General features: G+C 59.8%; 16 protein-coding genes. 12 read left to right on the top strand and 4 right to left on the bottom strand.

The window, feature by feature from the left end:
* Positions 1–31: 31 nt before the first annotated feature.
* Genes infB through typA form a run of 4 tightly spaced genes read left to right on the top strand, consistent with a single transcriptional unit; the run spans position 32 to position 6177 of the window.
* Entirely contained in the window at positions 32–3136 is a 3105-nt protein-coding gene (gene infB / locus ACYVIT_RS10890) for a translation initiation factor IF-2 (RefSeq protein WP_415807954.1), read from the top strand.
* Between the two features lie 29 nt (positions 3137–3165).
* A complete protein-coding gene (gene rbfA / locus ACYVIT_RS10895; protein WP_460478198.1) occupies positions 3166–3567 on the top strand; it encodes a ribosome-binding factor A in 402 nt (133 codons plus the stop codon).
* Between the two features lie 40 nt (positions 3568–3607).
* Complete coding sequence (truB, locus tag ACYVIT_RS10900) at positions 3608–4360, top strand: tRNA pseudouridine(55) synthase TruB (RefSeq protein WP_415807952.1); 753 nt, start codon at positions 3608–3610, stop codon at positions 4358–4360.
* Positions 4357–6177, top strand: coding sequence for a translational GTPase TypA (gene typA, locus ACYVIT_RS10905; protein ID WP_415807951.1), 1821 nt, complete (start codon positions 4357–4359; stop codon positions 6175–6177). Before truB ends, typA begins: the two co-directional genes overlap by 4 nt.
* Positions 6178–6291: 114 nt before the next feature.
* On the opposite strand, the gene ACYVIT_RS10910 is transcribed toward typA, so the two are convergent.
* A complete protein-coding gene (locus tag ACYVIT_RS10910; protein ID WP_460478199.1) occupies positions 6292–6972 on the bottom strand; it encodes an LOG family protein in 681 nt (226 codons plus the stop codon).
* On the opposite strand from ACYVIT_RS10910, the gene polA reads away from it, so the two are divergent.
* The 3 genes from polA to ACYVIT_RS10925 all read left to right on the top strand — a co-directional run bounded on the left by polA (position 6971) and on the right by ACYVIT_RS10925 (position 12202).
* Positions 6971–9688, top strand: a complete 2718-nt coding sequence (gene polA, locus ACYVIT_RS10915) for a DNA polymerase I (RefSeq protein ID WP_415807950.1) — start codon at positions 6971–6973, stop codon at positions 9686–9688. The two genes, ACYVIT_RS10910 and polA, sit on opposite strands and share 2 nt — an antisense overlap.
* A 152-nt stretch (positions 9689–9840) precedes the next feature.
* On the top strand, positions 9841–10686 hold the full coding sequence (locus ACYVIT_RS10920) for a ZIP family metal transporter (protein WP_415807949.1): 846 nt from the start codon (positions 9841–9843) through the stop codon (positions 10684–10686).
* A 727-nt stretch (positions 10687–11413) separates the two neighbouring features.
* Complete coding sequence (locus ACYVIT_RS10925; protein WP_415807948.1) at positions 11414–12202, top strand: dienelactone hydrolase family protein; 789 nt, start codon at positions 11414–11416, stop codon at positions 12200–12202.
* A gap of 39 nt (positions 12203–12241) precedes the next feature.
* On the opposite strand, the gene ACYVIT_RS10930 is transcribed toward ACYVIT_RS10925, so the two are convergent.
* Positions 12242–13786 (bottom strand): MFS transporter, encoded by a 1545-nt coding sequence (locus ACYVIT_RS10930; protein ID WP_415807947.1) that lies wholly within the window; start codon positions 13784–13786, stop codon positions 12242–12244.
* A gap of 188 nt (positions 13787–13974) precedes the next feature.
* On the opposite strand from ACYVIT_RS10930, the gene ACYVIT_RS10935 reads away from it, so the two are divergent.
* Positions 13975–14505: a TetR/AcrR family transcriptional regulator gene (locus tag ACYVIT_RS10935; protein WP_415807946.1), complete on the top strand. Its 531-nt coding sequence runs from the start codon at positions 13975–13977 to the stop codon at positions 14503–14505.
* 71 nt (positions 14506–14576) lie between these two features.
* Here the strand turns inward: ACYVIT_RS10935 and ACYVIT_RS10940 are convergent, their stop codons facing one another.
* On the bottom strand, positions 14577–16238 hold the full coding sequence (locus tag ACYVIT_RS10940) for a Na/Pi cotransporter family protein (RefSeq protein WP_415807945.1): 1662 nt from the start codon (positions 16236–16238) through the stop codon (positions 14577–14579).
* Positions 16239–16477: 239 nt separating this feature from the next.
* Here ACYVIT_RS10940 and ACYVIT_RS10945 point away from each other — a divergent pair, with 239 nt between their 5' ends.
* Together ACYVIT_RS10945 and ACYVIT_RS10950 are read left to right on the top strand one after the other, a co-directional pair.
* Positions 16478–17869, top strand: a complete 1392-nt coding sequence (locus ACYVIT_RS10945) for an L-serine ammonia-lyase (RefSeq protein ID WP_415807944.1) — start codon at positions 16478–16480, stop codon at positions 17867–17869.
* 112 nt (positions 17870–17981) lie between these two features.
* Complete coding sequence (locus ACYVIT_RS10950) at positions 17982–18995, top strand: ankyrin repeat domain-containing protein (protein WP_415807943.1); 1014 nt, start codon at positions 17982–17984, stop codon at positions 18993–18995.
* Positions 18996–19077: 82 nt separating this feature from the next.
* Here the strand turns inward: ACYVIT_RS10950 and lpxO are convergent, their stop codons facing one another.
* Entirely contained in the window at positions 19078–19977 is a 900-nt protein-coding gene (gene lpxO, locus ACYVIT_RS10955) for a lipid A hydroxylase LpxO (RefSeq protein WP_415807942.1), read from the bottom strand.
* Between the two features lie 123 nt (positions 19978–20100).
* On the opposite strand from lpxO, the gene dnaE reads away from it, so the two are divergent.
* Both dnaE and ACYVIT_RS10965 read left to right on the top strand, forming a co-directional pair.
* Complete coding sequence (gene dnaE / locus ACYVIT_RS10960) at positions 20101–23592, top strand: DNA polymerase III subunit alpha (protein ID WP_415807941.1); 3492 nt, start codon at positions 20101–20103, stop codon at positions 23590–23592.
* Positions 23592–24692 carry a glycosyltransferase family 4 protein gene (locus ACYVIT_RS10965; protein WP_415807940.1) on the top strand — a complete coding sequence of 367 codons (1101 nt, stop codon included), beginning with the start codon at positions 23592–23594 and terminating at the stop codon, positions 24690–24692. Before dnaE ends, ACYVIT_RS10965 begins: the two co-directional genes overlap by 1 nt.
* The last annotated feature ends 38 nt before the right edge of the window (positions 24693–24730 follow it).

The following is a 24730-nucleotide window of genomic DNA, read 5'->3' on the forward strand; positions in this document are numbered from 1 at the left end:
TAATCGCTGCATATAGAGGGAAGATAGCCTAATGTCGAGTAATACTGTCGCCCAGTTCGCTACCGAGCTGAAAATGCCAGCCAACGTGCTGCTCGAGCAGCTGCGTTCGGCCGGTGTTGACCTCAACTCGGTAGACGACGCGGTAACCGACAGCGACAAGGCGAAGCTGCTCGACTCTCTGCGCCGCGCTCATGGCGCGACCGAGGGCAAGAAGATCACCTTGACGCGTCGCCAGACCTCCGAGATCCGCCAGGCAGATGCCACCGGCCGTTCTCGTACCATTCAGGTCGAAGTCCGCAAAAAACGCGTGTTCGTCAAGCGGGATCCGTCCGAGATCGCCCAGGAACAGGCCGCTGCACAACAGGCTGAGGCCGAGTCGTCTGTATCGGCGCTTGCGCCTGCAGCGCCCGTGGCACCCAAGCCTCCTGTCCAGGAATCGAACGAAACCGTGGCAGCGGCTGAGCCCGCTGTTGCTGAGCCTGCAGCCGAGCAAACTGTCTCTGCCGAAGATCAAACGAGCAAGACCGCCCAACCCGTGGTTGAGCCGACGCCTGCGCCGGCTGCCGACGATGCCCAGGTTGAGGCAGCCGACGCCAAGCCTGCAGCCGAAACGCCCAACGTGGTTGCCGATTCTGGCGCCGAGGGCGTCTCCGAACCCGAGGCTGCGCCGCGCGTTGAGCCTCAACCTGCTACCCCCGTGGCCCAGGCCGAGCCTGAGCCCCAACCCGAACCGGCACCCGTGCCGGCAGAGCAGTCGGCTAGCCCGACTGAGCCTGCCGCTGGGCAGGCCGCTCCCGAGCGCGAGGCCCCCTCGGCCCCGCCGGAACCTGTTGTGCAAGCTGAAATCGATACCGTTGCTAAATCTCCTGCCGAGTCTTCCAAACTGACTCCGCCTGCTTCTTCGTCCAAATCCAACGCTGCCGCGCCTCGTTTGACGCGCGCCGAGCGCCGTGCGCCGCCTCCGCTGGCTCAGACGGCTGGCGATAACGCGTCCCGCGAAGACGCCCGTCGTGCCGCCGAGGCCGAGGCCGCCGCCTTGCGCGAGATGTTGAATCGTCCCCGTAAGGTCCTGCGTGCTCCCGAGCCGGAGGCCGCCGCGCCGTTGTCGGGTACGCTGCACAAGCCCAGTGGCAAGACTGCGGCTGGCGCGAAAAAAGACGCCAAGCCGGGCGCTGGCGCGGGCTCGAAGAAAACCATCAAGACGGCAGAGGTATCCTCGTCCTGGAATGATGATGCGTCGCGCAAAAAGCCTGCCGACACCAAGTCCGCTGCTCCCAGCCGTGATGGCTGGCGCGCCGGCGGCAAGGGTGGCAAAGGCGGCAAGGGCGGCCGTAATCAACAGAACGATCAGCGCCGCCAAGAGCCCGTGCAACAGGAATTCATCGCTCGCGAGGTGCACGTTCCCGAAACCATCAGCGTGGCCGACCTGGCACACAAGATGTCCGTCAAGGCCGCAGAGGTCATCAAGCAATTGATGAAGCTCGGCCAGATGGTCACCATCAACCAGGTGCTGGACCAGGAAACCGCCATGATCGTGGTCGAGGAACTCGGTCACGTGGCGATCGCTGCCAAGCTCGACGATCCGGAAGCCTTCCTCGACGAAACCCCGGGCGCCACCGAAGCCGAGGCCCTGCCTCGTGCGCCGGTAGTCACCGTGATGGGTCACGTCGACCACGGCAAGACCTCTTTGCTGGATTACATCCGCCGTGCCAAGGTCGCCTCTGGCGAAGCCGGCGGGATCACCCAGCATATCGGTGCCTATCATGTGCAAACCGATCGCGGCATGGTGACGTTCCTGGACACCCCGGGCCACGAGGCGTTTACCGCCATGCGTGCCCGTGGCGCAAAGGCTACGGATATCGTGATCCTGGTGGTTGCCGCCGATGACGGCGTCATGCCGCAGACTCGCGAGGCCATTCACCACGCCAAGGCCGCAGGTGTGCCGCTGGTCGTGGCTGTCAACAAGATCGACAAGCCCGAAGCCAACCCCGAGCGCGTCAAGCAAGAGCTGGTCGCCGAGGAAGTCGTGCCCGAAGAATACGGTGGCGATGTGCCGTTCGTGCCTGTGTCCGCCAAAACCGGCGCTGGTATCGACGACCTGCTCGAAAACGTCTTGCTGCAAGCCGAAATTCTGGAACTGACCGCGCCCATCGAAGCACCGGCCAAGGGTCTGGTCATCGAAGCCCGTCTCGACAAGGGACGTGGTCCGGTTGCGACCATCCTGGTGCAGAGCGGTACGCTCAAGCGTGGCGATGTGGTGTTGGCTGGTGCCAGCTTCGGTCGCGTTCGCGCCATGCTGGACGAAAATGGCAAGCAAATCCAAGAAGCTGGGCCGTCCATTCCAGTCGAAATCCAGGGCTTGACGGACGTGCCGGCCGCCGGCGACGAGTTGATGGCGCTGGCCGACGAACGCAAGGCCCGCGAAATCGCGTTGTTCCGCCAAGGCAAGTTCCGCGACGTCAAACTTGCGCGTCAGCAGGCCGCCAAGCTCGAGTCCATGTTCGACAACCTGGGCGAGGGTACGCAAACCTTGGCATTGATCGTCAAGACCGACGTTCAAGGCTCTCAAGAGGCCCTGGTGTCTTCGCTGACCAAGCTCTCGACCGACGAGGTCCGTGTCCAGGTTGTGCATGCGGCCGTGGGTGGTATCTCGGAAAGCGACATCAACCTGGCTATCGCTTCGAACGCCGTGGTGATCGGCTTTAACGTCCGTGCCGAGCAAAGCGCCAAGAAATTGGCTGAAAACAACGGCATCGACCTGCGCTACTACAACATCATCTACGACGCTGTGGATGACGTGAAGGCAGCCATGTCGGGCATGTTGGCGCCCGAGAAAAAAGAAGAGATCATCGGCCTGGTCGAGATCCGCGAGGTTTACTCGATTTCCCGTATCGGCAACATTGCGGGTTGTATGGTGCTCGATGGTGTGGTGCGCCGCGACTCGCAGGTTCGTCTCTTGCGCAACAATGTGGTTCACTGGACCGGTCAGCTGGATTCGTTGCGCCGCTTCAAGGACGACGTCAAAGAGGTCAAATCCGGCTTTGATTGCGGTCTGACGCTGCGCGGCACCAACGACATCCAAGTGGGCGACCAACTGGAAGTCTTCGAAATCAAGGAAATTGCGCGTACGCTGTAAAAAGCGATCGTGAATTTCATACGTGTTACATGAGCCGTCACAAGTCTAAATCCATCCCCGGCCGCAATTTGCGGCTGGCCGACCAGATCCAAAAGGATCTGGCCGGCCTCATTCAGCGCGAGATCGACGTATCTCGCGCTGGATTGATCACGCTGTCCGGTGTGGAGCTGTCGGCTGATTACGCGCACGCCAAAGTCTATTTCACGGTGATGGGCGCCGAGCCCGACACCGCGGCGGCGCTGCTCAACGAAAAAGCCGGCTGGCTGCACTCCCTGCTGTACAAGCTCTTGCACATCCACACTGTGCCCCGATTGCGCTTCTTCCATGACGAGCAAATCGCGCGTGGCATCGAAATGTCGGCATTGATCGACCGCGCAAACCGGCCTGGCCCGGTCGCGGAAGAGCCCGACGAACCTGAAGACCAGCGCTGATCGGCTGTCGTCTACTGCTGCTTTTTTCCCGGATTCGACGATGGCTAAACGACGCGGGCTTGCGCTCGACGGTGTCCTGTTGCTAGACAAACCTGTGGGTTTGTCCAGTAATCACGCCTTGCAGCGCGCCAAACGCACCATGGATGCCGCCAAGGCGGGGCATACAGGTACACTGGATCCTTTCGCCACCGGTTTGCTGGTGTGCTGTATGGGGCGTGCCACCAAGATCTCCGGCGCGATGCTCAACGCCGACAAGTCTTATCGAGCGACCTTGCAGTTCGGCGAGGAAACCGATTCCGGCGATTTGACCGGCATCGTGACGGCACGCGCGACGGATGCGGTCAATGTGACCGAGTCCGCCTTGCTCGACGTGTTGTCACGCTTTCAGGGCATCATCGAGCAGATCCCGCCGATGTATTCGGCGCTGAAGCGGGACGGCAAGCCGTTGTACGAATACGCGCGTCAGGGTATCGAGCTGGACCGCCCGCCGCGTCAAGTCAAGATTTACCGCATCGACCTGTTATCGCTGAATGGCAGCCAGGCCGAGATCGATGTGGCGTGCAGCAAGGGGACGTACATACGTACCCTGGCGCAGGATATCGGCCGGGCACTGGGGTGTTATGCCCACCTGGCGGCGCTGCGGCGCACGCACGTCGGGCCATTTTCGCTGGATCGCGCCGTCACGCTCGAGGCCCTACAGGCCATGACTGACCCCAAGCAAGCATTGCTTGCATTGAATGAATTGCCGGCGGGCTTGCTGCCCGCCACACCGACCTTAAAGGACCCGCTATGACTCGCGCCTTGCGCAACGTCGCCATCATTGCCCACGTTGACCACGGTAAAACTACCCTGGTCGACCAGTTGCTGCGCCAATCCGGCACCTTCCGCGAAAACCAGGCGGTTACGGAACGGGTCATGGATTCGAACGACCTGGAAAAAGAACGCGGCATTACGATTCTGGCCAAAAACTGTGCCGTTGAATACGAAGGCACGCACATCAATATCGTCGACACCCCGGGACACGCGGACTTCGGTGGCGAAGTCGAGCGCGTGCTGTCCATGGTGGACGGGGTATTGCTGTTGGTCGATGCGGTCGAAGGCCCGATGCCGCAGACCATTTTCGTGACCCGTAAGGCCCTGGCCTTGGGATTGAAGCCCATCGTCGTCGTCAACAAGATCGACCGTCCGGGCGCCCGTCCGGATTTCGTGATCAACGCGACGTTCGATTTGTTCGACAAGCTTGGCGCGACCGAAGAGCAGTTGGATTTCCCCGTGGTGTACGCCTCGGGTCTGTCGGGCTACGCCGGTTTGACGCCTGATGTGCGCGAAGGCGACATGCGTCCGTTGTTCGAAGCCATCCTGCAACACGTGCCGCAGCGTGACGACGATCCCAATGGTCCGCTGCAAATGCAGGTCATCTCGCTGGACTACAACAACTATGTGGGCAAGATCGGTGTGGGCCGCATCAACCGTGGACGTATTCGTCCGGGCATGGATGTGGCTTTCCAATTCGGTCCCGAAGGCTCGATCTCGAAAGGCCGCATCAACCAGGTGTTGAAATTCAAGGGCCTGGAACGTGAGGTGGTCGAGGAAGCCGAAGCCGGCGACATCGTGCTGATCAATGGTATCGAAGACATCGGTATCGGTTGCACGGTCATGGATCCGGCGAATCCGGAAGCATTCCCCATGCTGCGCATCGACGAGCCTACGCTGACGATGAACTTCATGGTGAACACGTCGCCCCTGGCCGGCCGCGAAGGCAAGTTCGTCACCAGCCGTCAGCTGCGTGATCGCCTGGACCGCGAGCTGAAGTCCAACGTAGCGCTGCGCGTGCGCGATACGGGCGACGATACCGTGTTCGAGGTGTCGGGCCGTGGCGAATTGCACTTGACCATTTTGCTGGAAACCATGCGTCGCGAAGGCTACGAGTTGGCCGTGTCGCGTCCGCGTGTCGTGTTCAAGGAAATCGACGGCGTGAAATGCGAGCCGTTCGAGTCGCTGACCATCGACGTCGAAGACGCTCACCAAGGTGGCGTCATGGAAGAGCTCGGCCGCCGCAAGGGCGACTTGCAAGACATGCAGCCCGATGGCCGCGGCCGTACCCGTCTGGAATACCTGATTCCGGCCCGTGGCCTGATCGGTTTCCAGAACGAGTTCCTGACTTTGACGCGCGGTACGGGCTTGATGAGCCACATTTTCCACGAATACGCACCCGTGCGCGAAGGCAGCATCGGCGAGCGTCGTAATGGCGTGCTGATCAGCCAGGATAATGGCGATGCAGTGGCTTACGCGCTGTGGAAATTGCAGGATCGTGGCCGCATGTTCGTCAATCCGGGCGAGGCCTTGTACGAAGGCATGATCATCGGCATTCACAGCCGCGATAACGACCTGGTCGTCAACCCGATCAAGGGTAAGCAACTCACCAACGTGCGTGCGTCGGGTACGGACGAGGCGGTGCGTCTGGTGCCGCCGATTCAGATGTCGCTCGAGTATGCGGTTGAGTTCATCGACGATGACGAGCTGGTGGAAATCACGCCGAAGTCGATCCGTCTGCGTAAGCGTTATCTGCAAGAGCATGAGCGTCGTCGTGCGGCGCGTGAAAGTGCTTGATGAGTACTAACAGTTAGTGTGAAGAACGGGCGCCTGAGGTTGGGCGCCCGTTTCGTTTTGGATGTGGCGATTGTGTTTGGTGCGCCCGACTACGCGGGCCTGTGGTTCTGCGAGTTAACCGGGCAGCGACGGCGCGTATTGAGCGTCGTTCTGATGCATGTCGTGAAATTCGCGTATGTGCTGCACGACTTTTTGTGGGTCGTCTTCGATGATGAATAGCTCCAGATCGTGGGCGCCGATCATTCCGTTGGCCAGCATTTGGTCGCGTAGCCAGCCTATCAGGCCTTGCCAGTATTCCTTGCCCACCAGAATGACGGGTGCGGGGGGGACTTTGCCGGTTTGAATCAGCGTCAACGCCTCAAACAGCTCGTCCATTGTGCCAAAGCCGCCGGGCAGCGAGATGTAAGCAAAGCTATGCATGAAAAAGGTCGCTTTGCGAGAATAAAAATACTCAAATGACAAACTGATCGTCTGGTATTTGTTATTGTGAGTCTCGTGCGGCAGGCTGATGTTCAGGCCTACGCTGGTTCCTCCTGCTTCGAATGCGCCTTTATTGGCGGCTTCCATGATGCCTGGGCCACCGCCTGCGATGACGGCAAAGCCTGCCTCGGCCAGTGCGCGTGCGATGGCTTCGCTGGTTTCGTAGTGTGGCGAGCCGCGGCTGGTGCGCGCGCTGCCGAACAAGCTGACGGCGGGGCCTAAATCGGCCAGTTGTTCTGCCGCCGTCCGTATCTCTGACATAATCACCGGTATTTGCTTGCCGGCGGGCGTTTCTAAATCTGCCTTTGTAACCATGAAGAAAACCTTATTGCTGGTAGACGGTTCGAGTTATTTGTACCGCGCCTTTCACGCTATGCCCGATTTGCGCAATGCGCAAGGCGAACCTACGGGCGCACTCTATGGTGTCGTGAATATGTTGCGTAAGCTCGTGTCTGATCATAAGGCAGACTACGCAGCTTGTATTTTTGATGCACGCGGCAAGACCTTCCGTGACGATCTCTACCCCGAATATAAATCGCATCGGCCGCCGATGCCCGAGGATCTGGCCGCGCAGATCGAGCCGATCCACCAGGCCGTCAAGGCCTTGGGCTGGCCAGTTCTGGCGATCGAGGGGGTCGAGGCCGATGATGTGATCGGTACCTTGGCCCGCCAGGCGACAGAGCAGGATATTCACACCATCGTGTCGACTGGTGACAAAGATCTGGCGCAATTGGTTGATTCGCATGTGACCCTGGTCAACACCATGAGCGGCGAGGTCTTGAACGAACCGGGTGTACAAAACAAATTCGGCGTCTCGCCCGAGCGCATTGTTGATTACCTCATGTTGATCGGTGACGCCGTGGACAATGTTCCAGGCGTGACCAAGGTCGGCCCCAAAACTGCCGTCAAGTGGCTGAGCGAGTTTGGCTCGATTGACGGCTTGGTAGAACAGGCAGACACCATCAAGGGCGTAGCGGGCAACAATCTGCGCGAAGCGATCTCGCAGTTTCCGTTGACGCGCGAGCTGCTGACGGTGAAGTGCGATTGCGATCTGACCGGTCACGTTAACACGATGGCCGATCTGGAGCCTCGCCAACCCGATACCGGGACGCTGCAAGCCTTGTACGAGAAATATGGTTTTCGTAGCTGGCTGCGCGAGCTCACGGGCGATGCCGAGCGCGTGCCGCAAGGGGATGCGCGCGTTATCGCCGAGGCGCCTGCCGCACCGGCCGAACTCCGTTATCAGGTCATTGCCGGCTGGCCGGCGTTTGACGAATGGATGGCGCTGGTTGCTGAGGCGCCGCTCGTGGCGCTGGACACCGAAACCACCTCGCTGGATGAAATGCAAGCCAGCCTGGTGGGGATTTCCATGTCGGTCGAGCCGGGCGTGGCCTGCTATATCCCTGTGGCGCATCGTGGTCCGGATCATCCCGAGCAACTGCCCAAAGCCGAAGTCCTCGAACGCATGCGCGCTTGGCTGCAAGATCCCGCGCGGCCCAAGCTGCTGCATCACGCCAAATACGATACCCATGTGTTTGCCAACGAAGGCATCGCGCTCGCTGGCATCCAGGACGACACCATGTTGCAGGCGTATGTGCTGGAATCACACCGCGGCGTCGGTTTGGCCGATTTGTCGCAACGGTATCTGGGACGCAGTGGTATCAGCTACGAGGATTTGTGCGGCAAGGGCGCCAAGCAAATCGGCTTTGACGAAGTCGCCGTCGAAAAGGCGGGCCACTATGCCTGCGAAGACGCCGATTTCACGTTGCAATTGCATCAGGCCTTGCGCCCGCGCGTCGCCGCTGACGCGGGGCTCGAACGCATTTATCAACTGGAAATCCAGGTCTCTCGTGTATTGACCGTCATCGAACGCAACGGCGTCAAGGTCGATGCGGGAGAGTTGGGCCAGCAAAGCCATCGCCTGGGCCAGGAAATGCTGACCTTGGAGCAGCGGGCCTACGATCTGGCGGGCCAGCCGTTCAATCTGAATTCACCCAAGCAATTAGGCGAAATCCTGTTTGGCCGCATGCAACTGCCCGTCGTGCGCAAGACTGCCAGCGGCGCCCCATCGACCGACGAAGAGGTCCTGACCAAGCTCGCGCAGGATTACCCTTTGCCTCAGGTCCTGTTGGAATATCGTGGCCTGTCGAAACTGAAATCGACCTACACGGACAAGCTGCCTCGCATGATCAATGCGCGCACGGGCAGGGTGCACACGCATTATTCGCAGGCTGCAGTGATCACGGGCCGATTGGCGTCGTCCGATCCCAATTTGCAGAACATCCCGGTACGCACCGAAGCCGGCCGTCGTGTACGTGAAGCCTTCATTGCAGAAAACGGCGTGTTGTTGTCGGCCGACTATTCCCAGATCGAGTTGCGCATCATGGCGCACGTCTCCGACGACGAGAATTTGCAGCGGGCCTTTGCCGCTGGCGAGGACATTCACCGCGCTACCGCGTCCGAGATCTTTGGCGTTGCGCTCCCCGATGTCACTTCCGAACAGCGCCGGGCTGCCAAAGCCATCAATTTTGGCCTGATTTACGGCATGGGTGTATTCGGCTTGGCGTCCAACCTGGGGATTACGCGCGATGCGGCCCAGGCATACATCGACCGTTATTTTGCTCGTTATCCCGGCGTGGCGCAGTACATGGAACAGACGCGTCAATTGGCGCGTCAACAAGGCTATGTCGAAACCGTCTTTGGCCGCCGCTTGCAGATGCCCGATATCCGCGCAGCATCCGGGCCTCGCCGCCAGGGCGCAGAGCGCGCCGCCATCAACGCGCCCATGCAGGGCACGGCGGCCGATCTGATCAAAATGGCCATGGTGGCCGTGCAAGACTGGCTCGACGCCGACCAATTGGCGACTCGCATGATCATGCAGGTCCACGACGAACTGGTGCTGGAGGTACCCGCCAGCGAGCTCGGCGTCGTGCGCGCGCGCGTACCTGAGCTCATGTGCGGCGTCGCGACGCTGCGCGTGCCGCTGCTGGCCGAGGTCGGCGTCGGTCCCAACTGGGAACAGGCGCACTGAGGCACTGGTTTGCCAGTCCTGTTTACGGCATCCAGCCTGGATGTCGTAAACAGACTGTTGCAAACCCTGCTGCCCTATATCCGGGGCCACACGCGCGAGGAAGCCTGTAACGATATAATGTTACTTTACGCCTCCTTTCTGCCTCATTTCCCATGCTGCTCCTCTGGATCTTGCTGGCCACCGTCGCCGGCGGCCTGATCGCTGTGTCTATCGCCAGTTGGCTGGCGTACCGCGTTTTCAGCAAGTACCTGCACCACATGGTCAGCCTCTCGGTTGGGGTATTGCTGTCCGTTGCGCTGTTGCATTTGCTGCCCGAGGCCTTCGAGGGAGCAGATGCCGATGCACACACGCTATTTGCGTTGCTCTTGGCGGGGCTGCTGGGATTTTTCGTCCTGGAAAAAATCGCCTTGCTGCGGCACAGCCACCACCACGAAGGTGATGGCCATCATCATCACAAGGGACATGATCGCCACGAGGCGGGACGCGGGGGCGTGCTGATCCTGGTTGGCAGTTCTTTGCACAATTTGTGCGATGGCGTCTTGGTTGCGGCGGCTTTTCTCACCGATCCTATCCTGGGCGTACTCACGGCCTCCTCGATCATCGTGCACGAGGTGCCGCACAAATTGGGTGATTTTGTGGTGTTGCTCAATGCGGGCTTGGCGCGGCGCAAGGCGTTTATATTGATCTTGTTTACCAGCTTATGTACTGCGCTGGGTGGGGTGATCGGCTATTTCCTTTTGCAGCAGGCTCAGGATCTGGTTCCCTATGTTCTGGTCATTGCCGCGAGCAGTTTCCTCTATATCTCCGTGTCGGATCTGATTCCGCAGATGCATGAACGAGGCGCGTTGTCCGATGCGATCCCTCAGTTGGTGCTCGTGGGGATCGGCGTTGCGGTCATCTACGGCGTGACCTCGTTCATGCACCATGGGCATGAACATGGCGGGCACAACCATACCGTCGTGCACGAGGAACATCATGAGGCTGGGCACGCACATTGATGCGGGCCAAAGGTCTTTGTTCAGATGCTCGTCCCTTGCCCTGCGGATTTTAATGCGCCTGTGATCAGCGTTGGTTGAGCATGCTTAATATGATGCAGATGTTCAGTGTGGCGCTTTTGGGTGCCTCGATGTTCAGCGGGCGGAGTTCTTAAGACGCCGGTGTGCCGCGTGCGTAGGCTGCACCGGCCCTATCGCAGCGGCTCGGCGCGACACCAGGCGCCGAGGTCCCCTTCGGGGACTACCCGCCGCTCAACGGGCCGGCGCAGCCTACGCACGCGGCACACCGGCTCGCAAGGACGGCAGACCACGGATGCTGATTTGCCGAGGTCATTGGTGGTGACCAACGAATCGCTTAACGACCGATGCATTTCATTTCTGCGAGTTCCGCAGGCGGGGCAAAGCGCGATGCTGGCCTTTTGAGCGACGGGCAGTCCCCGAAGGGGACCGAGGCCCCTGGTCATGGGCCGAGCCGTTGCGATTAGGCCGGCATCGCGCTTTGCCCCGCCTGCGGAACGCCTAAAGAACGCCATCCGCCGCCAGCAAACTATCTAATCCCCTCAAAAAACAGCCATCTACCGGCAAATAAGCCATCCCTAAGCAAAACCACTTCACCCGTATTACGAAGGCACTCACCACCCCCCCGACATTTGCACCCACTCCCACCGCCAAGTACATTCACTCTTGAGACCAGCCAGATCGGCCCGGTCATTGGCATAGGAGTCCCGTCATGAGTTTTGCCCCCGCAGCCGGCCAGCCCACGTCCACCACTATTCACACCGATAGCGAAGGCCTGGAGCAGGGCGGCATTGATCTACCCGTGCACGACGGCACCATCTTTGCTTATTACGCCGCACCGCTAGGGAAAAAGGATCTGCCCGTCGTTCTGGTCATACAAGAAATCTTCGGTGTGCACGAACACATCAAAGACATCTGCCGCCGCCTGGCCAAAGCCGGTTATCTGGCCATTGCCGCCGATCTGTATCAACGCCAGGGCGACGCGTCGCAATACACCGACATTCCCAAACTGATTTCCGACATCGTTGCAAAAGTCCCGGACGAACAGGTCTACGCCGATCTCGATGCCTGCATCGAATGGGCCGGCCAACATGGCGGCGATATCTCGCGCGTTGGCGTCACCGGATTTTGCTGGGGCGGCCGCTTGACCTGGATGTATGCCGCGCATAATCCCGCCGTCAAAGCCGGCGTCGCCTGGTACGGCAAGGTCGCTGCCGGCCACGGCCCCCTGATCAAACAAATGGTCGTGGACGTGGCCGCGAATACGCATGCGCCTGTGCTCGGCCTGTATGCCGGCCAGGATGCCAGCATTCCGCTCGATACGGTCCAAGCGCTACGGTCCGTATTGGCCAGCGGCAACGAAGCCGCACGGGCATCGGAAATCGTGATCTATCCCGAAGCCAACCACGGTTTTCTCGCAGACTATCGTCCCATGTATCGCGAAGTCGATGCTCGTGACGGCTGGCAGCGCATGCTGACGTGGTTCGAACGTTATCTATGATGATCGGATAGCGTGGTCGGCGGTTGATGCCGTGTTCGGTCACGGCATCAGGTGACTCTCGCGCGGTATCTGTGTTTTGTCTTGTGGCGCGGGGTCGGTCCGCTTGCGCCATGTATGCCAGGCCGTGATCAACAACAGGCCTCCCGTGGCTGCCATGACAGCCAGCAGCGCATAGTCAAACGATGCGCGTGCACGCTCGGCGAGCATGGCAGCAACAGCTGGCGCCGACGTCGCCGCGACGGCGAGGGCTTCGTCCAGGCTGTCATACACCACCGCAGGCAGCATGCTGTTGTCGGGCAATATCAAGGTAGCGCCATACACCGCAGTGGCCAGGCTGCCCATGATCGCGACACCGAGCACGGCACCCAATTCGAAGGACATTTCCTCGACCGATGCCGCCATGCCGACCTGATCAGCGGGCGCATTGCTCAGGATCGAGCTTGATGCTGCTGTCAGCGCCATACCGAGCCCAAGACCCATGATCGTCAAGCCCACCAGTTGCCAGACCGGCGCCATCTGATGCGTGCCGACCAACGCAAGTGCGCCGAGCCCGGCAACGAGCATCGACAGCCACATGCCGCGGTTTTCGCCCAGCCTCGGTATCAACAAGCCCGCGATCGGCCCCGCGACGAACGAAGCCAGCGGTGCAGGCAAAATGAATAATCCAGCCTGCAACGGCGACATTTGACGGACCAACTGCAGCCATTGGCTATAAATCAACTCAATGCCCGCAAAGGCGATCGCCGCCGCGAGCGCCACGATCACAGCCGTGCTGAATTTGCGATTGCGGAATAACCGCAGGTCGATCAGCGGATCCTTCGTGCGTAATTGTCGTTTGACAAAGAGCAGCAGAAAGACGGCGCCGAGGAGTCCCGCCAACAACGCCAGGATGTAAGACGGCGCGCGTTGGGTGAGCTCTTTGACGGCGAACACCGAGCAGACCAGGCCGACCAGGATTTGCCCTGAACCTATCAGGTCAAAGATCCGGGTGGAGCCACTACGGTGATCGTCGATAAACCACAGTGCCAACGGCAACACGATCAACACCGTCGGCACGTTGATCAGGAACACCGATCCCCACCAGTAGTGCTCCAGCAGCGCCCCACCCACGACCGGTCCGAACGCTGCGCCGCCCGACGCGACTGCCGCCCAGATGCCGATGGCGATCGCCCGCTCACGGGCATCCTGGAACGTATGACGAATAATCGCGAGCGTGGCGGGCATCATCATGGCCGCGCCTACCGCCAGCAGAACGCGGGCGCCCATCAGCCATTCCGGATTGGCCGCGTAGGCCGCCAACAGCGAAGCGATACCGAATATCGCCATACCGCCTACAAAGAGCCGTTTCGGCCCATAGCGGTCGGACAGGGTGCCCATCCCCGGCAGCAGGCCCGCGACAGCCAACGGATAGGCGTTGACGATCCACAGTTTCTCAGACGCCGTCGCCTGCAGGGCCAGGGTGAGATGCGGCAGTGCCGTGTAGAGCACGGTCATGTCGATCACAATCAAGAACAGATCGACCGACACAATGGCCAGGATGAGCCAACGCAACGCGTGTGATGATGAGGTATGCAAAGACGACATGGGTTGCCCCGCCGGGACTAAGGCGATGCCGTTGAAATAGCAGGCCTACCCATGGCAGACTGGGGCGATCGCGTCCTGTGGCAGGACATGCGCCAGAATGTGGGACCTGAACGGCATCCAGCCTGGTGCCGGATGATGAACGGGATTATAATTTAATTCCATACGTATGTATTGAAAAAAGAGTAACAATGGGCCGAACCCGTACCGTAGACCGTGAACAGCTGCTCGACGCCGCCGAGGCCATTATCGAAACTTCGGGCGCGGCAGGCTTGACCATCGACGCCGTGGCAAAGGCCGTGGGTATCAGCAAAGGCGGGGTGCAATACTGCTTTGGGAACAAAGACGCCCTGGTGGACGCGCTGTTTACGCGCTGGGGCGCGTCCTACGACAGATTGTTTGCTCAGACCATGGCTGGCAGCACCGATCCTGTGGATGCCGTGCGGGCCCATGTCGCGGCGACCCGGCGCACCGACGAGGCGAGCGCCAAATCAGCCAGCTTGCTGGCGGCCCTGGCTCAAACGCCCGAGCACCTGGTCAGCACGCGCAAATGGTATCGAGAGCGTATTGCCAAGCTCGATGCCACCACGCCAGAGGGCAAGCGCGCCCGATTGGCATTTCTGGCGACAGAGGGCGCGTTCATGCTGCGATTCTTCGGTTTTATGGAAGTCGACGAGGCCGAGTGGGAATCCATGTTTGATGACCTGCAGCAATTGCTGTGAGGCTGATGGGGCCCGTCGATATCAAGCGGGCCTGCGCGCGAGTCCGCGTCAGCATCGTGGCTGGGGCCCGATCAATTCCCTGCCTCGCGCAGCCGGCTCGGCAGCAATTCGCCATGCCGCGCCAGCAATGGATAGGCGGCCGCGCCCACCAAGTGCGAATTGATGCTCTTCATGTCACGCAGAATATCCAAGTACAGCGCGCCGATTTCTGCGGCATCGATTTGCCCGGATTTGATTTTCTGCAGATGCGCTTCCGATTCCTGCATTTCCAGCTCCCGGAAACGCGATTTTTCACCTGCTAATTCGCGCGCCTGGCGCACATCATCATTAATGAACAGGGCGGCCGCCTCGCGCTGATTGGCAATCAGGCGAGCCAGCGTTTCGTCCAATTGCTGACGTTGTTCCGGCGGCAAAACCCAGCCTTGTTTGCGCAAACGGGCAATGTGATTGAGCAGGCCGTGATGCGTGATGTCCGCTGCGTGCCCAATGTTGCTGGCAAAGGCCAGAATATCGTCCAGCCGTTGAGTATCGGCGCGGGTCATGTCTTCGCGGTCCAGCAAGGCCAGATAGGTGGTGATCGCCGTCTCGATCTTGTCCACGGCGTTATCCAATTGGCGCGCCTGCACGAGACGATGGCGGTTATCGCGTTTAAAGCCTGCACGCGCATAGAGCAAGAGCGTCTGCAGCATATCGGCCATCCGCAGGGCCTCGCGCGTGGCGTTTCCCAAGGCAACCGCTGGCACATCGTGTGCCGATTCGTCCAGGTACTGGGGCCGGGCGGGGTCATTGGGATCTGTTCTTTTCGGCAGCCAGCGCGTCAGCAGTGCCGCATACGGTGTCAGCAGCGGCAGGAAAATCAAGGCGATCATGGCGTTGAACACGGTGTGAAAGTTCGCCACCAGGCGCGCATTGTCGCTCTCCAGCCAGCCCATCCAGCCCGGCAGCCATGGCAGCAACAACAACCCCAGCACCACACCGACAACCCGCGTCAGGAGATTGCCCAGCGGCAGGCGACGGGCGGCTGGGTCGTCGCCGGTGACGCCCTCGATCATCGGATTGACGGCCGTGCCGAGATTGGCGCCCAGCACCAGTGCCAACGCGAGTGCGGGCGAGACCAAATGATGCTCCGACAACGACATGATCAGCACGACGATGGCCACACTCGAGTGCGCGGCCCAGGTCAATGCCGCGGACAGCAGCACTGCGGCGACGGGTTGCGTGCCCAATGCATCCAGTATCTGTTCGAGCAAGGGCGCGTCCTGCAGCGGAGCGAATAGCTCCACCAGTTGATGCAGTGATAGCAATAGCAATCCCAAACCTATGAATACCCGGCCCAGGTCACGGGTACGCCCCGGCGGGTAACGGCGAAACATCCATACCCCCGCCAAAATCAGGATGGGGGCCAGCGCGGTCAGGTCGAATGACAGCAACTGCACAATCAGAGTCGTGCCTACGTTGGCCCCCAGCATGGCGGCCAACGCGGGCGCGAGGCCGACAAGGCCCCCGGCTGCAAAACCCGTGATCATCAGCCCCGTTGCCGTACTGCTCTGCAATGCGGCAGTAATCCCCAATCCCGTCGAAAACGCCCGTAATCGCGTTCCCAGGGCACGCCCCAGCGCCGCACCCAAGGCCGCACCGAACGCTCGCTGTACGCCCGTCTGCACCATGTGCACGCCCCACAGCAGCAGCGCCACGTATCCCGCAAAATCGAGGAGGGGTATGAGTCCCGACATAGTCAGCCTGAAAAAATCAACGCCACGGGCCGTTGGATCTGGATTGAAACAAACCTGTCATGTCCAATGATCGCACGGCCGGATGCGAAGGGAAATCGTCATCAAGCAGGGAATTCCAGCTTGTTGTACTAATACCTTATCTCTCTGTCCCCAGTTTGACCAGCATTGTCGATGGGGACCGCTGTCCTCCGCGTATCATGTCTATATGATCCTCATCGTTCCTTTTACAGAGGTTAACCGTGGCAGTCTCCGCTTTTGATCTTTTTAAAATCGGCATTGGGCCATCCAGCTCTCATACTGTGGGACCGATGCGTGCCGCGCTGTTATTTGCCCAGGGCTTGGAGCGGGATCAACTGCTGTCTCAGGTGGCCTCGGTACGGGTAGAGCTATACGGGTCCCTGGGGGCGACCGGCAAGGGGCACGGTACCGACAAAGGCGTCATTTTGGGGCTGATGGGGCAGGCTCCCGACACCGTGGACCCGTCAGCGATTGCGGGGCTGCTGCAGTCGGTGCGCACGAAAGAGTCTCTTGCGTTGTTGGGTCATTTTTCCGTGCCTTTTATCGAGAAAGAGCACATCCTGTTTTATCGCCGTGAGGCCATGGCCGAGCACCCTAATGGCATGAAATTCCATGCCTACGATGCGGTGGGCCATTCCCTGCGCGAAGCCCGTTATCTTTCGGTGGGTGGTGGCTTTGTGGTGACCGCAGGCGCACCGAATAGCCAGATCATCGCAGCACACGATCAGTTGCCGTTTCCTTTTCGCACCAGCCGCGAGTTGATGGAGATGTGCCACGCCGAGTCCTGTACGGTGGCGCAGTTGATGATGCGCAACGAACTCGTGTGGCGTACCCAGGCCGAGGTCGACGCCGCGCTGGATCGCATCTGGCAAGTCATGCAGGATTGCGTCAGCCGTGGGTGCGGCATCAATTACCCCGAAGCAGATGGTGACTTGCCCGGTCCGCTGAAGGTACGCCGCCGTGCGCCCGAGCTATATCGCAGCCTGACACAGCGGGCCGAGCGTACCTTGTCCGATCCCTTGTCCGTCATGGACTGGGTCAATCTGTACGCCATGGCCGTCAACGAGGAAAACGCCGCGGGCGGCCGCGTGGTGACGGCGCCCACCAACGGGGCGGCGGGCATTATCCCGGCCGTACTGCACTATTACGACCGCTTTGTCCCGGGCGCCAACGCCCAGGGCGCCCGCGATTTTCTGTTGACGGCGGCAGCGATAGGCCTGTTATACAAATACAACGCCTCGATCTCTGGTGCCGAGGTCGGTTGCCAGGGCGAGGTCGGCGTCGCCTGCTCCATGGCGGCCGGGGCGCTGGCGGCTGTGCTGGGCGGTTCCGTGAACCAAGTCGAAAACGCGGCCGAAATCGGGATGGAACACAACCTGGGTTTGACCTGTGATCCCGTGGGCGGTCTGGTCCAGATCCCTTGTATCGAGCGTAACGCCATGGCCTCTGTCAAAGCCGTCAACGCGGCTCGCATGGCGCTGCGTGGAAATGGCCAACATTATGTCTCGCTGGATTCAGTCATCAAGACCATGCGCGAAACTGGCGCCGATATGAAAACCAAATACAAAGAAACCGCGCGAGGGGGGTTAGCGGTGAACATCGTCGAGTGCTGAAGGGATAGAGCGCCGCTCGGCGCTGGATGCACGTGGAACCAATAGAAAGCCATAGTTACTTAACGGCCTGTAACCAGTCTGTTTTTTGGATTTCTAGCGGAGCACGACAATCATGACCATTCATTCTGGCATTACTCCTAACGTCCCGATAACTCCCGGCGGGCCCGTCGAGGTTGACAATCTTCAATCCGCCAACGCAGGCGGCACCGTTACCGTCGAACAGTTTTACGATGCGTTGTTCCAGGAGGATGCATCAACACTCAATAGCTGGATAGAGCAGGATTTGATCCCTGAATCGGTTCTGCGCAGCTTGGAGCCACGTACTAAAGAGCCGCTATTGGTCTATCTCATAAAGAATCCCAAGATCAACATACAGGATCAGGTCACGGCGCTGATCTATAAAGTGCCTCAGGAGCTGATCGATGCCCCAGGCAAGGACGGGCAGACGCCTTTGCTTTTGCTTTCCAAGCGTCCTCAATCCTCCGGCATGATGGACGCGTTGCTCAAACGCGGCGCCAATCCCAACGTCAGTGACAAAGACGGATGCACGGTGTTGATGCATTGCATTAAAAACAGCTATTCATCGGACATGGTGCGTTATTTGTGTCGTCACGGGGTGCACCTCAATGCGAAAGATGTCGAAGGGCGTACTGCACTGCATCATGTTGCGTTGATGCAAAATTGCGCGCTCGTTCCTGAGCTGGTGGGCGCCGGTGCGGACAAGACGTCTACGGATGTTTACGGGAAAACCGCTCTCGCTATTGCCAAAGAGCAGAGTTTAGACGGCGATGATCCCGTGCAGTGCGCGTTGCAGGTTAGCCAAGCTGATATGTTGGCGTATCTTGGTAGCATTTTTGGTGATGCTTTCCGCGCCGATTTGCTGAAGGCATCGACTCTCACATGGGAAGCCATCGCAGACACGTTGTCGTATGCGCTAAGTTTATTGCCAGGTTCGGCTAACGCTATCGTCGAGACTGACGTCCAAGCTGGAGAACGCTCGTATAACCAGAGGGAATTAGACAACGAACCCATTGAAGACGTCGTTGTGGGTGCCAATCAGCCCGTGTACTCCGCGTCAGGGGAAACTGTTACTGACAAGTCGGCGTCAGCCACCCGCATCAAGTAAACCTGGTGATTAAAAATGGCGGGCAGAGATATCTCTGCCCGCCATGTCATTTTTGTTCCCTGTGTGGTGACAAAATGGATGGCTACAACGCCAGAAATCCTACAACCACCAGTGCAATCAGCACCACTTTGGCGATCTTGTACACCGTACGATTCCACGCCTTGAACTGCTTGCGCTTTTGATCGATGACCCAGTGTGCATGCGTCAGCTTGTTGATGGCGCCGGTCTGATCGCCGCCATCGTTCGGCGAGCTGGCCGCCGACATCACGACGCGTCCGAACCACCGGTTAAATGCCTCGGCCCATCGCCATTTCAGCGGGCGCTCGATGTCGCAAAACAAAATGATGCGGTTGGCGTCAGACCGGTTGTGGGCTTCGTGGACATAGGTTTCATCGAACACCACGCTTTCACCGTCACGCCAGCTATACGGCTCGCCGTCGACGATGATGTGGCATCTGTCATCATTGGGCGTAGTCAGGCCCAGGTGGTAGCGCAGTGATCCTGCAAAAGGATCACGATGCTTGTTGAGCTTGCCGCCCGGGGGCAGTTCGGCAAACATGGCCGCTTTGACTTTAGGCAGGCCTTTCAGAATGGCGACGGTACGAGGGCACAGTTCCTCGGCCGAGGGGTGACGGGCGTCATACCACTTCAGATAAAACCGCTTCCACCCATATTTGAAAAACGAATTAAAGCCGATGTCGTCATGCTTCTCGGCGGCTTTGATACGGCGCAGCTCGGCCATTTTCAGTGCTTCGTCACGAATGACTTCCCAGTTGTCATCCAGCATCTGCAACTCGGGAATCTCGCGCGAGGGCAGATAGGGAGTCGTCGGCACACGGGAACACAGCACCATAAATGCATTGACTGGCGCGAGCAGCGCGGACTGGTCTAACAGTTGCCGAGAAAGACGCAGACGCACACGGCCCCGAAAATGTGCAAACAGGATGGAGGCCAGCCAGATAACAAGAATCAGCCACTTCATAACGCACAGCTCGTAGTGAGCCAATCGGTAAAAGACAACCTATTTTCTCATAGCTTGGCAAAATATGACGGAGTGAGGGCTTGGCGTACCCGCCCAGACGGCCGACTAGGTACAATTCCGAGCATGTCTGAAGCCGTTATCTCCCAGCCTGCCTTTGTCCATTTGCGCGTCCATTCCGAGTTCTCGGTGGTGGATGGTATTGTGCGCGTGCCCGACCTGATCAAACGGGTCGCTCAACTGGGCCAGCCAGCCGTGGCCCTCACGGATCTGTCCAATATTTTCGGGCTGATCAAGTTCTATAAAGGCGCGCGTGGAAAGGGGGTGAAACCCATTGCGGGCTGCGATGTCTGGCTGACCAACGACGATGACCCCGACAAGCCTTTCCGTTTGCTGTTGCTCGTACGCAACCACAAAGGCTATCTGAACCTCTGCGAGCTGCTGACTCAGTCTTTTTTGACCAATCAGGGTAGAGGCCGTGCCGAAATCCGCCGTGAGTGGCTGGCAGGCCGGGAGGGGCTGATCGTGCTCTCCGGGGGGCGGGGCGGCGATATCGGGCATGCCCTGGATGCGGGCAATGCCGCCACGGCGTTGTCGCTGGCGCGGCAATGGGGGCAATTATTCCCCGGGGCTTTTTACATCGAGCTGCAGCGCAGCGGTGCCGATGGCGATGAGGCCTATACCCAGGCTGCCATGCGCCTGGCCGCCGAGGCTGGGCTGCCGGTTGTGGCCACGCATCCCGTGCAGTTTCTGGACGAAAGCGAATTTCAGGCTCACGAGGCGCGCGTATGTATCTCCCAGGGCGAGATCCTGGCCGATCCGCGCCGTGTGCGCCGCTTCACAAAAGAGCAGTATCTGCTCAGCTCCGAGGAAATGGCGCGGCGTTTTGCCGATGTGCCTTCGGCGCTGGCAAATACCGTCGAAATCGCCAAGCGATGCAATCTGACGCTGGTGCTGGGCAAGCCACGGCTGCCTATTTTCCCCACGCCCGAGGGCGTGTCTCTGGATGACTATCTGGTGCAGCTCTCCGAGGCTGGCCTGGAAAAGCGCCTGGAATTCCTGTTTCCCGACCAGGCTGTTCGCGACGCCAAGCGCGAGCAGTATTACGAGCGCCTGCGCTGGGAATGCAAAACCATCATTCAGATGGGCTTTCCGGGTTACTTCCTGATCGTTCAGGACTTTATCAACTGGGGCAAAAATAACGGCGTGCCAGTCGGCCCGGGCCGGGGCTCGGGGGCGGGTTCGCTGGTGGCGTACGCGCTGGGCATTACCGATCTGGATCCGATTCGCTACGACTTGCTGTTCGAGCGGTTCCTGAATCCCGAGCGGGTATCCATGCCCGACTTCGATATCGACTTCTGCCAGGACAATCGCGAACGCGTCATCGACTACGTCAAGATGAAATACGGCCGCGACGCCGTGAGCCAGATTGCGACGTTCGGTACGCTGGGCGCAAAAGCCGTTGTCCGCGATGCAGGGCGGGTGCTGGACATGCCCTACCTGTTCTGCGATGGCCTGTCCAAACTGATTCCGTTCAACCCGGCCGATCCGTGGTCGCTCGACCGCACGCTGAAGGACGAGCCGGCATTCAAAGAACGCTACGAACAAGAAGAAGAAGTCCGCGCGCTGGTCGACCTGGCCCAGCCCCTGGAGGGCTTGACCCGCAACATCGGCATGCACGCTGGCGGGGTGCTGATCGCGCCGGGCAAACTCACCGATTTCTGCCCCCTGTATTGCCAGCCGGGCCAGGAAAACAGCGCGGTGTCGCAGTTCGATAAAGACGACGTCGAGGCTGCGGGCCTGGTGAAGTTTGACTTTCTGGGGCTGCGAAACTTGACGATTCTGGACTGGGCCGTGCGCTATGTACGCCAGTTTAATGAATCCAAGCGCGAGTTCGACATCATGTCGCTCGAGCTCGACGATCAGGCTGCCTACAAAATTCTGTGCGATGCCAACACGACGGCTGTGTTCCAGCTGGAATCGCGCGGGATGAAAGAGCTGTTGAAAAAGCTCCGGCCCAGCAACTTCGAAGACATCATCGCTATGTTGGCGCTCTACCGGCCGGGTCCGTTGGAATCCGGGATGGTGGATGACTTCGTCAACCGTAAACACGGACGTGCGGCGGTGGATTATTTCCACCCCGATCTGGAAAACACGCTGAAAAGCACCTACGGGGTCATCGTCTACCAAGAACAGGTGATGTTGATCTCGCAGATCATCGGCGGCTACTCGCTGGGCGGCGCAGACCTGCTGCGCCGCGCCATGGGCAAGAAAAAGCCCGAGGAAATGGCCAAGCACCGCGAGTTGTTCGAAAAGGGCGCCAAGGAAAAGGGCCATGACCCGGATCTGGCCGTCAAGCTGTTCGACTTGATGGAAAAATTCGCCGGCTACGGTTTTAACAAATCGCACTCGGCGGCCTATGCGCTGATCTCCTATCAGACCGCCTGGCTCAAGGCCTATCACCCCACCGAGTTTTTGGCCGCCACGATGTCGTCGGATATGGACGACACGGACAAAGTGCAGATTTTCTGCCGCGATGCTCAGGAAAACGGCGTGTTGGTGCTGCCGCCCGACGTCAACGCGTCGGGTTACCGGTTCGAGCCTGTTCAAGACGAGCACACCAAACAGGGCAAACCGCCGCGCACCATGCGCTATGGTCTGGGGGCAGTCAAAGGAACAGGGCAGGGCGCCGTCGAAGAAATCCTGCGTGCACGCCAGGCAGATGGTCCGTTTGCAAATCTTTTCGACTTCTGTCGGCGCGTCAACAAGCATGCCGTGAATCGGCGTACGATCGAGGCCTTGATTCGCGCCGGTGCGTTTGACACCATCGAGCCCAACCGCGCGGCCATGCTGGCCTCGGTCAGCACCGCGATGGACGCCGCCGAGCAGGCTGCTCGCAGCGCGAATCAGGCCTCCTTGTTTGGAGACGACAGCGGCGACGTGGTCGCAGGCGAACTCAGCAAAGTCGCCCCGTGGAACCTGCATGCCAAGCTGACCGAGGAAAAATCCGCGCTCGGCTATTACTTCAGCGGCCATTTGTTCGATCACTGGCGCGACGAAGTCCGCCGCATCGTGCCTACGCAGCTTGCACGTATCGAACCACAGCGAGATTTGCAATGGATGTGCGGCGTGTTGGCGGGCGTGCGCACGATGATGACCCGACGCGGCAAAATGGTATTCGCAGTTCTCGATGACGGCACCGCCCAATTGGAAATTTCCGTCTTCAACGAGCTGTACGAAAAACACCGTTCCCGCCTGCGCGAAGACCAGTTGATCATCGTCCAGGGCAAAGTCAGCAATGACGATTATTCGGGCGGCATGCGCATCGTGGCGGATCAGCTTTACGATTTGCAGTTGGCTCGCGAGGCGCGCGCCAAATCGCTACGCGTCAAGCTCAACGGCCAGGCCGACGCCAAACGCCTCTACCAGATGCTCAACCCATTCCGGGCCGAGCCCGAAAATGGCGTTCCTGGCGTGCCCGTTGATATTATTTACGAGCGTGACAACTTCTTGTGCACGGTACGGCTGGGTGAGGAATGGCGTGTGCGCATGGCCGATACCTTGCTTGACAACCTGACCGCCTGGGCTAATCCTGACGGGGTAGAGGTGACCTACTGATGCAACCGCTACGCATACTCCACTCCGAGGCGGCCGTCGCGTTTGGCGGGCAAGAACACCGCATTTTCAAGGAAATGCATGCTATGCGCGCGCGCGGCCATCACATCGAGGCCGTTTGCCAGCCGCAAGCCCAGTTGGTACCGCGTCTGCGTGACGCGGGGTTTACGGTGCATACCGTGCCCATGGGCGGCCTGGTCAAATATCTGCAGGGTGTCGTCGCCGTGCGGCGCATTCTGCTGGAGGGCAATTACGATGTGGTCAATACGCATAGCCGTATCGATACCCTGATTGCCGGCACGGCGGGACGTTTGGCCGGTACGCCGCTCATCGTGCGCACGCGCCATCTAGCCAGTAAAGTCGGATCCATGCTGTCCTACACCTGGCTGCCGCATCGCGTCACCACGGTCAGCGAATATGTGCGCCGTTATTTGGTCAGCCGGGGTGTGCCGGCCGAACATACCGCCACGCTGTATTCCCCCGTTGTTCTGCCGCCGCCTGTCGAACACTCGACATTGCGCGGCGAGTTGGGCTTGGCCGAGGACGATATCGTCGTGGGCTGTGTCGCCGTGATGCGCGCAGCCAAAGGCCATAAGAGCCTGATCGATGCCATGCGCCCCTTGATGGCGACACGGCCCAAGCTGCACATGGTATTCGTGGGCTCTGGTTCGCCGACGTTCGAAAACACCCAGGCCTACATTCAGGAACTGGGCCTGCAGGACCGCATCCACCTGATGGGGACGCGGCGCGATGTGCCCAACCTGCTCGCGGGCTTTGATCTGTTTGCGCTGGCCACCGAACAAGAGGCGTCCGGCACGGTATACGTCGAGGCCGAAGCCGCAGGCCTGCCGGTCATTGGTACGGATGTCGGCGGCGTATCCGAAATGATGCGCGACGGCGTGACCGGCATCCTGGTGCCGCTGCATGATCACGCCGCATTGCAAAGCGCGTTGGAGCGCTTGATCGACAACCCCGAACTGCGCCGCGAAATGGGCGAAGCCGGCCGTCGCATGGTGTGGGAAGAGGGCGTGTTTTCTCCCGCGCGTTTGGCGGAGAACACCGAGGCGGTATACCGTAAATGGTTGGCGGAGCGCCGATCGTGAACCCTGTCACCAGTGATCTCGCGTCCGCGACCCGCACC

The organism is Bordetella muralis, assembly GCF_054781015.1.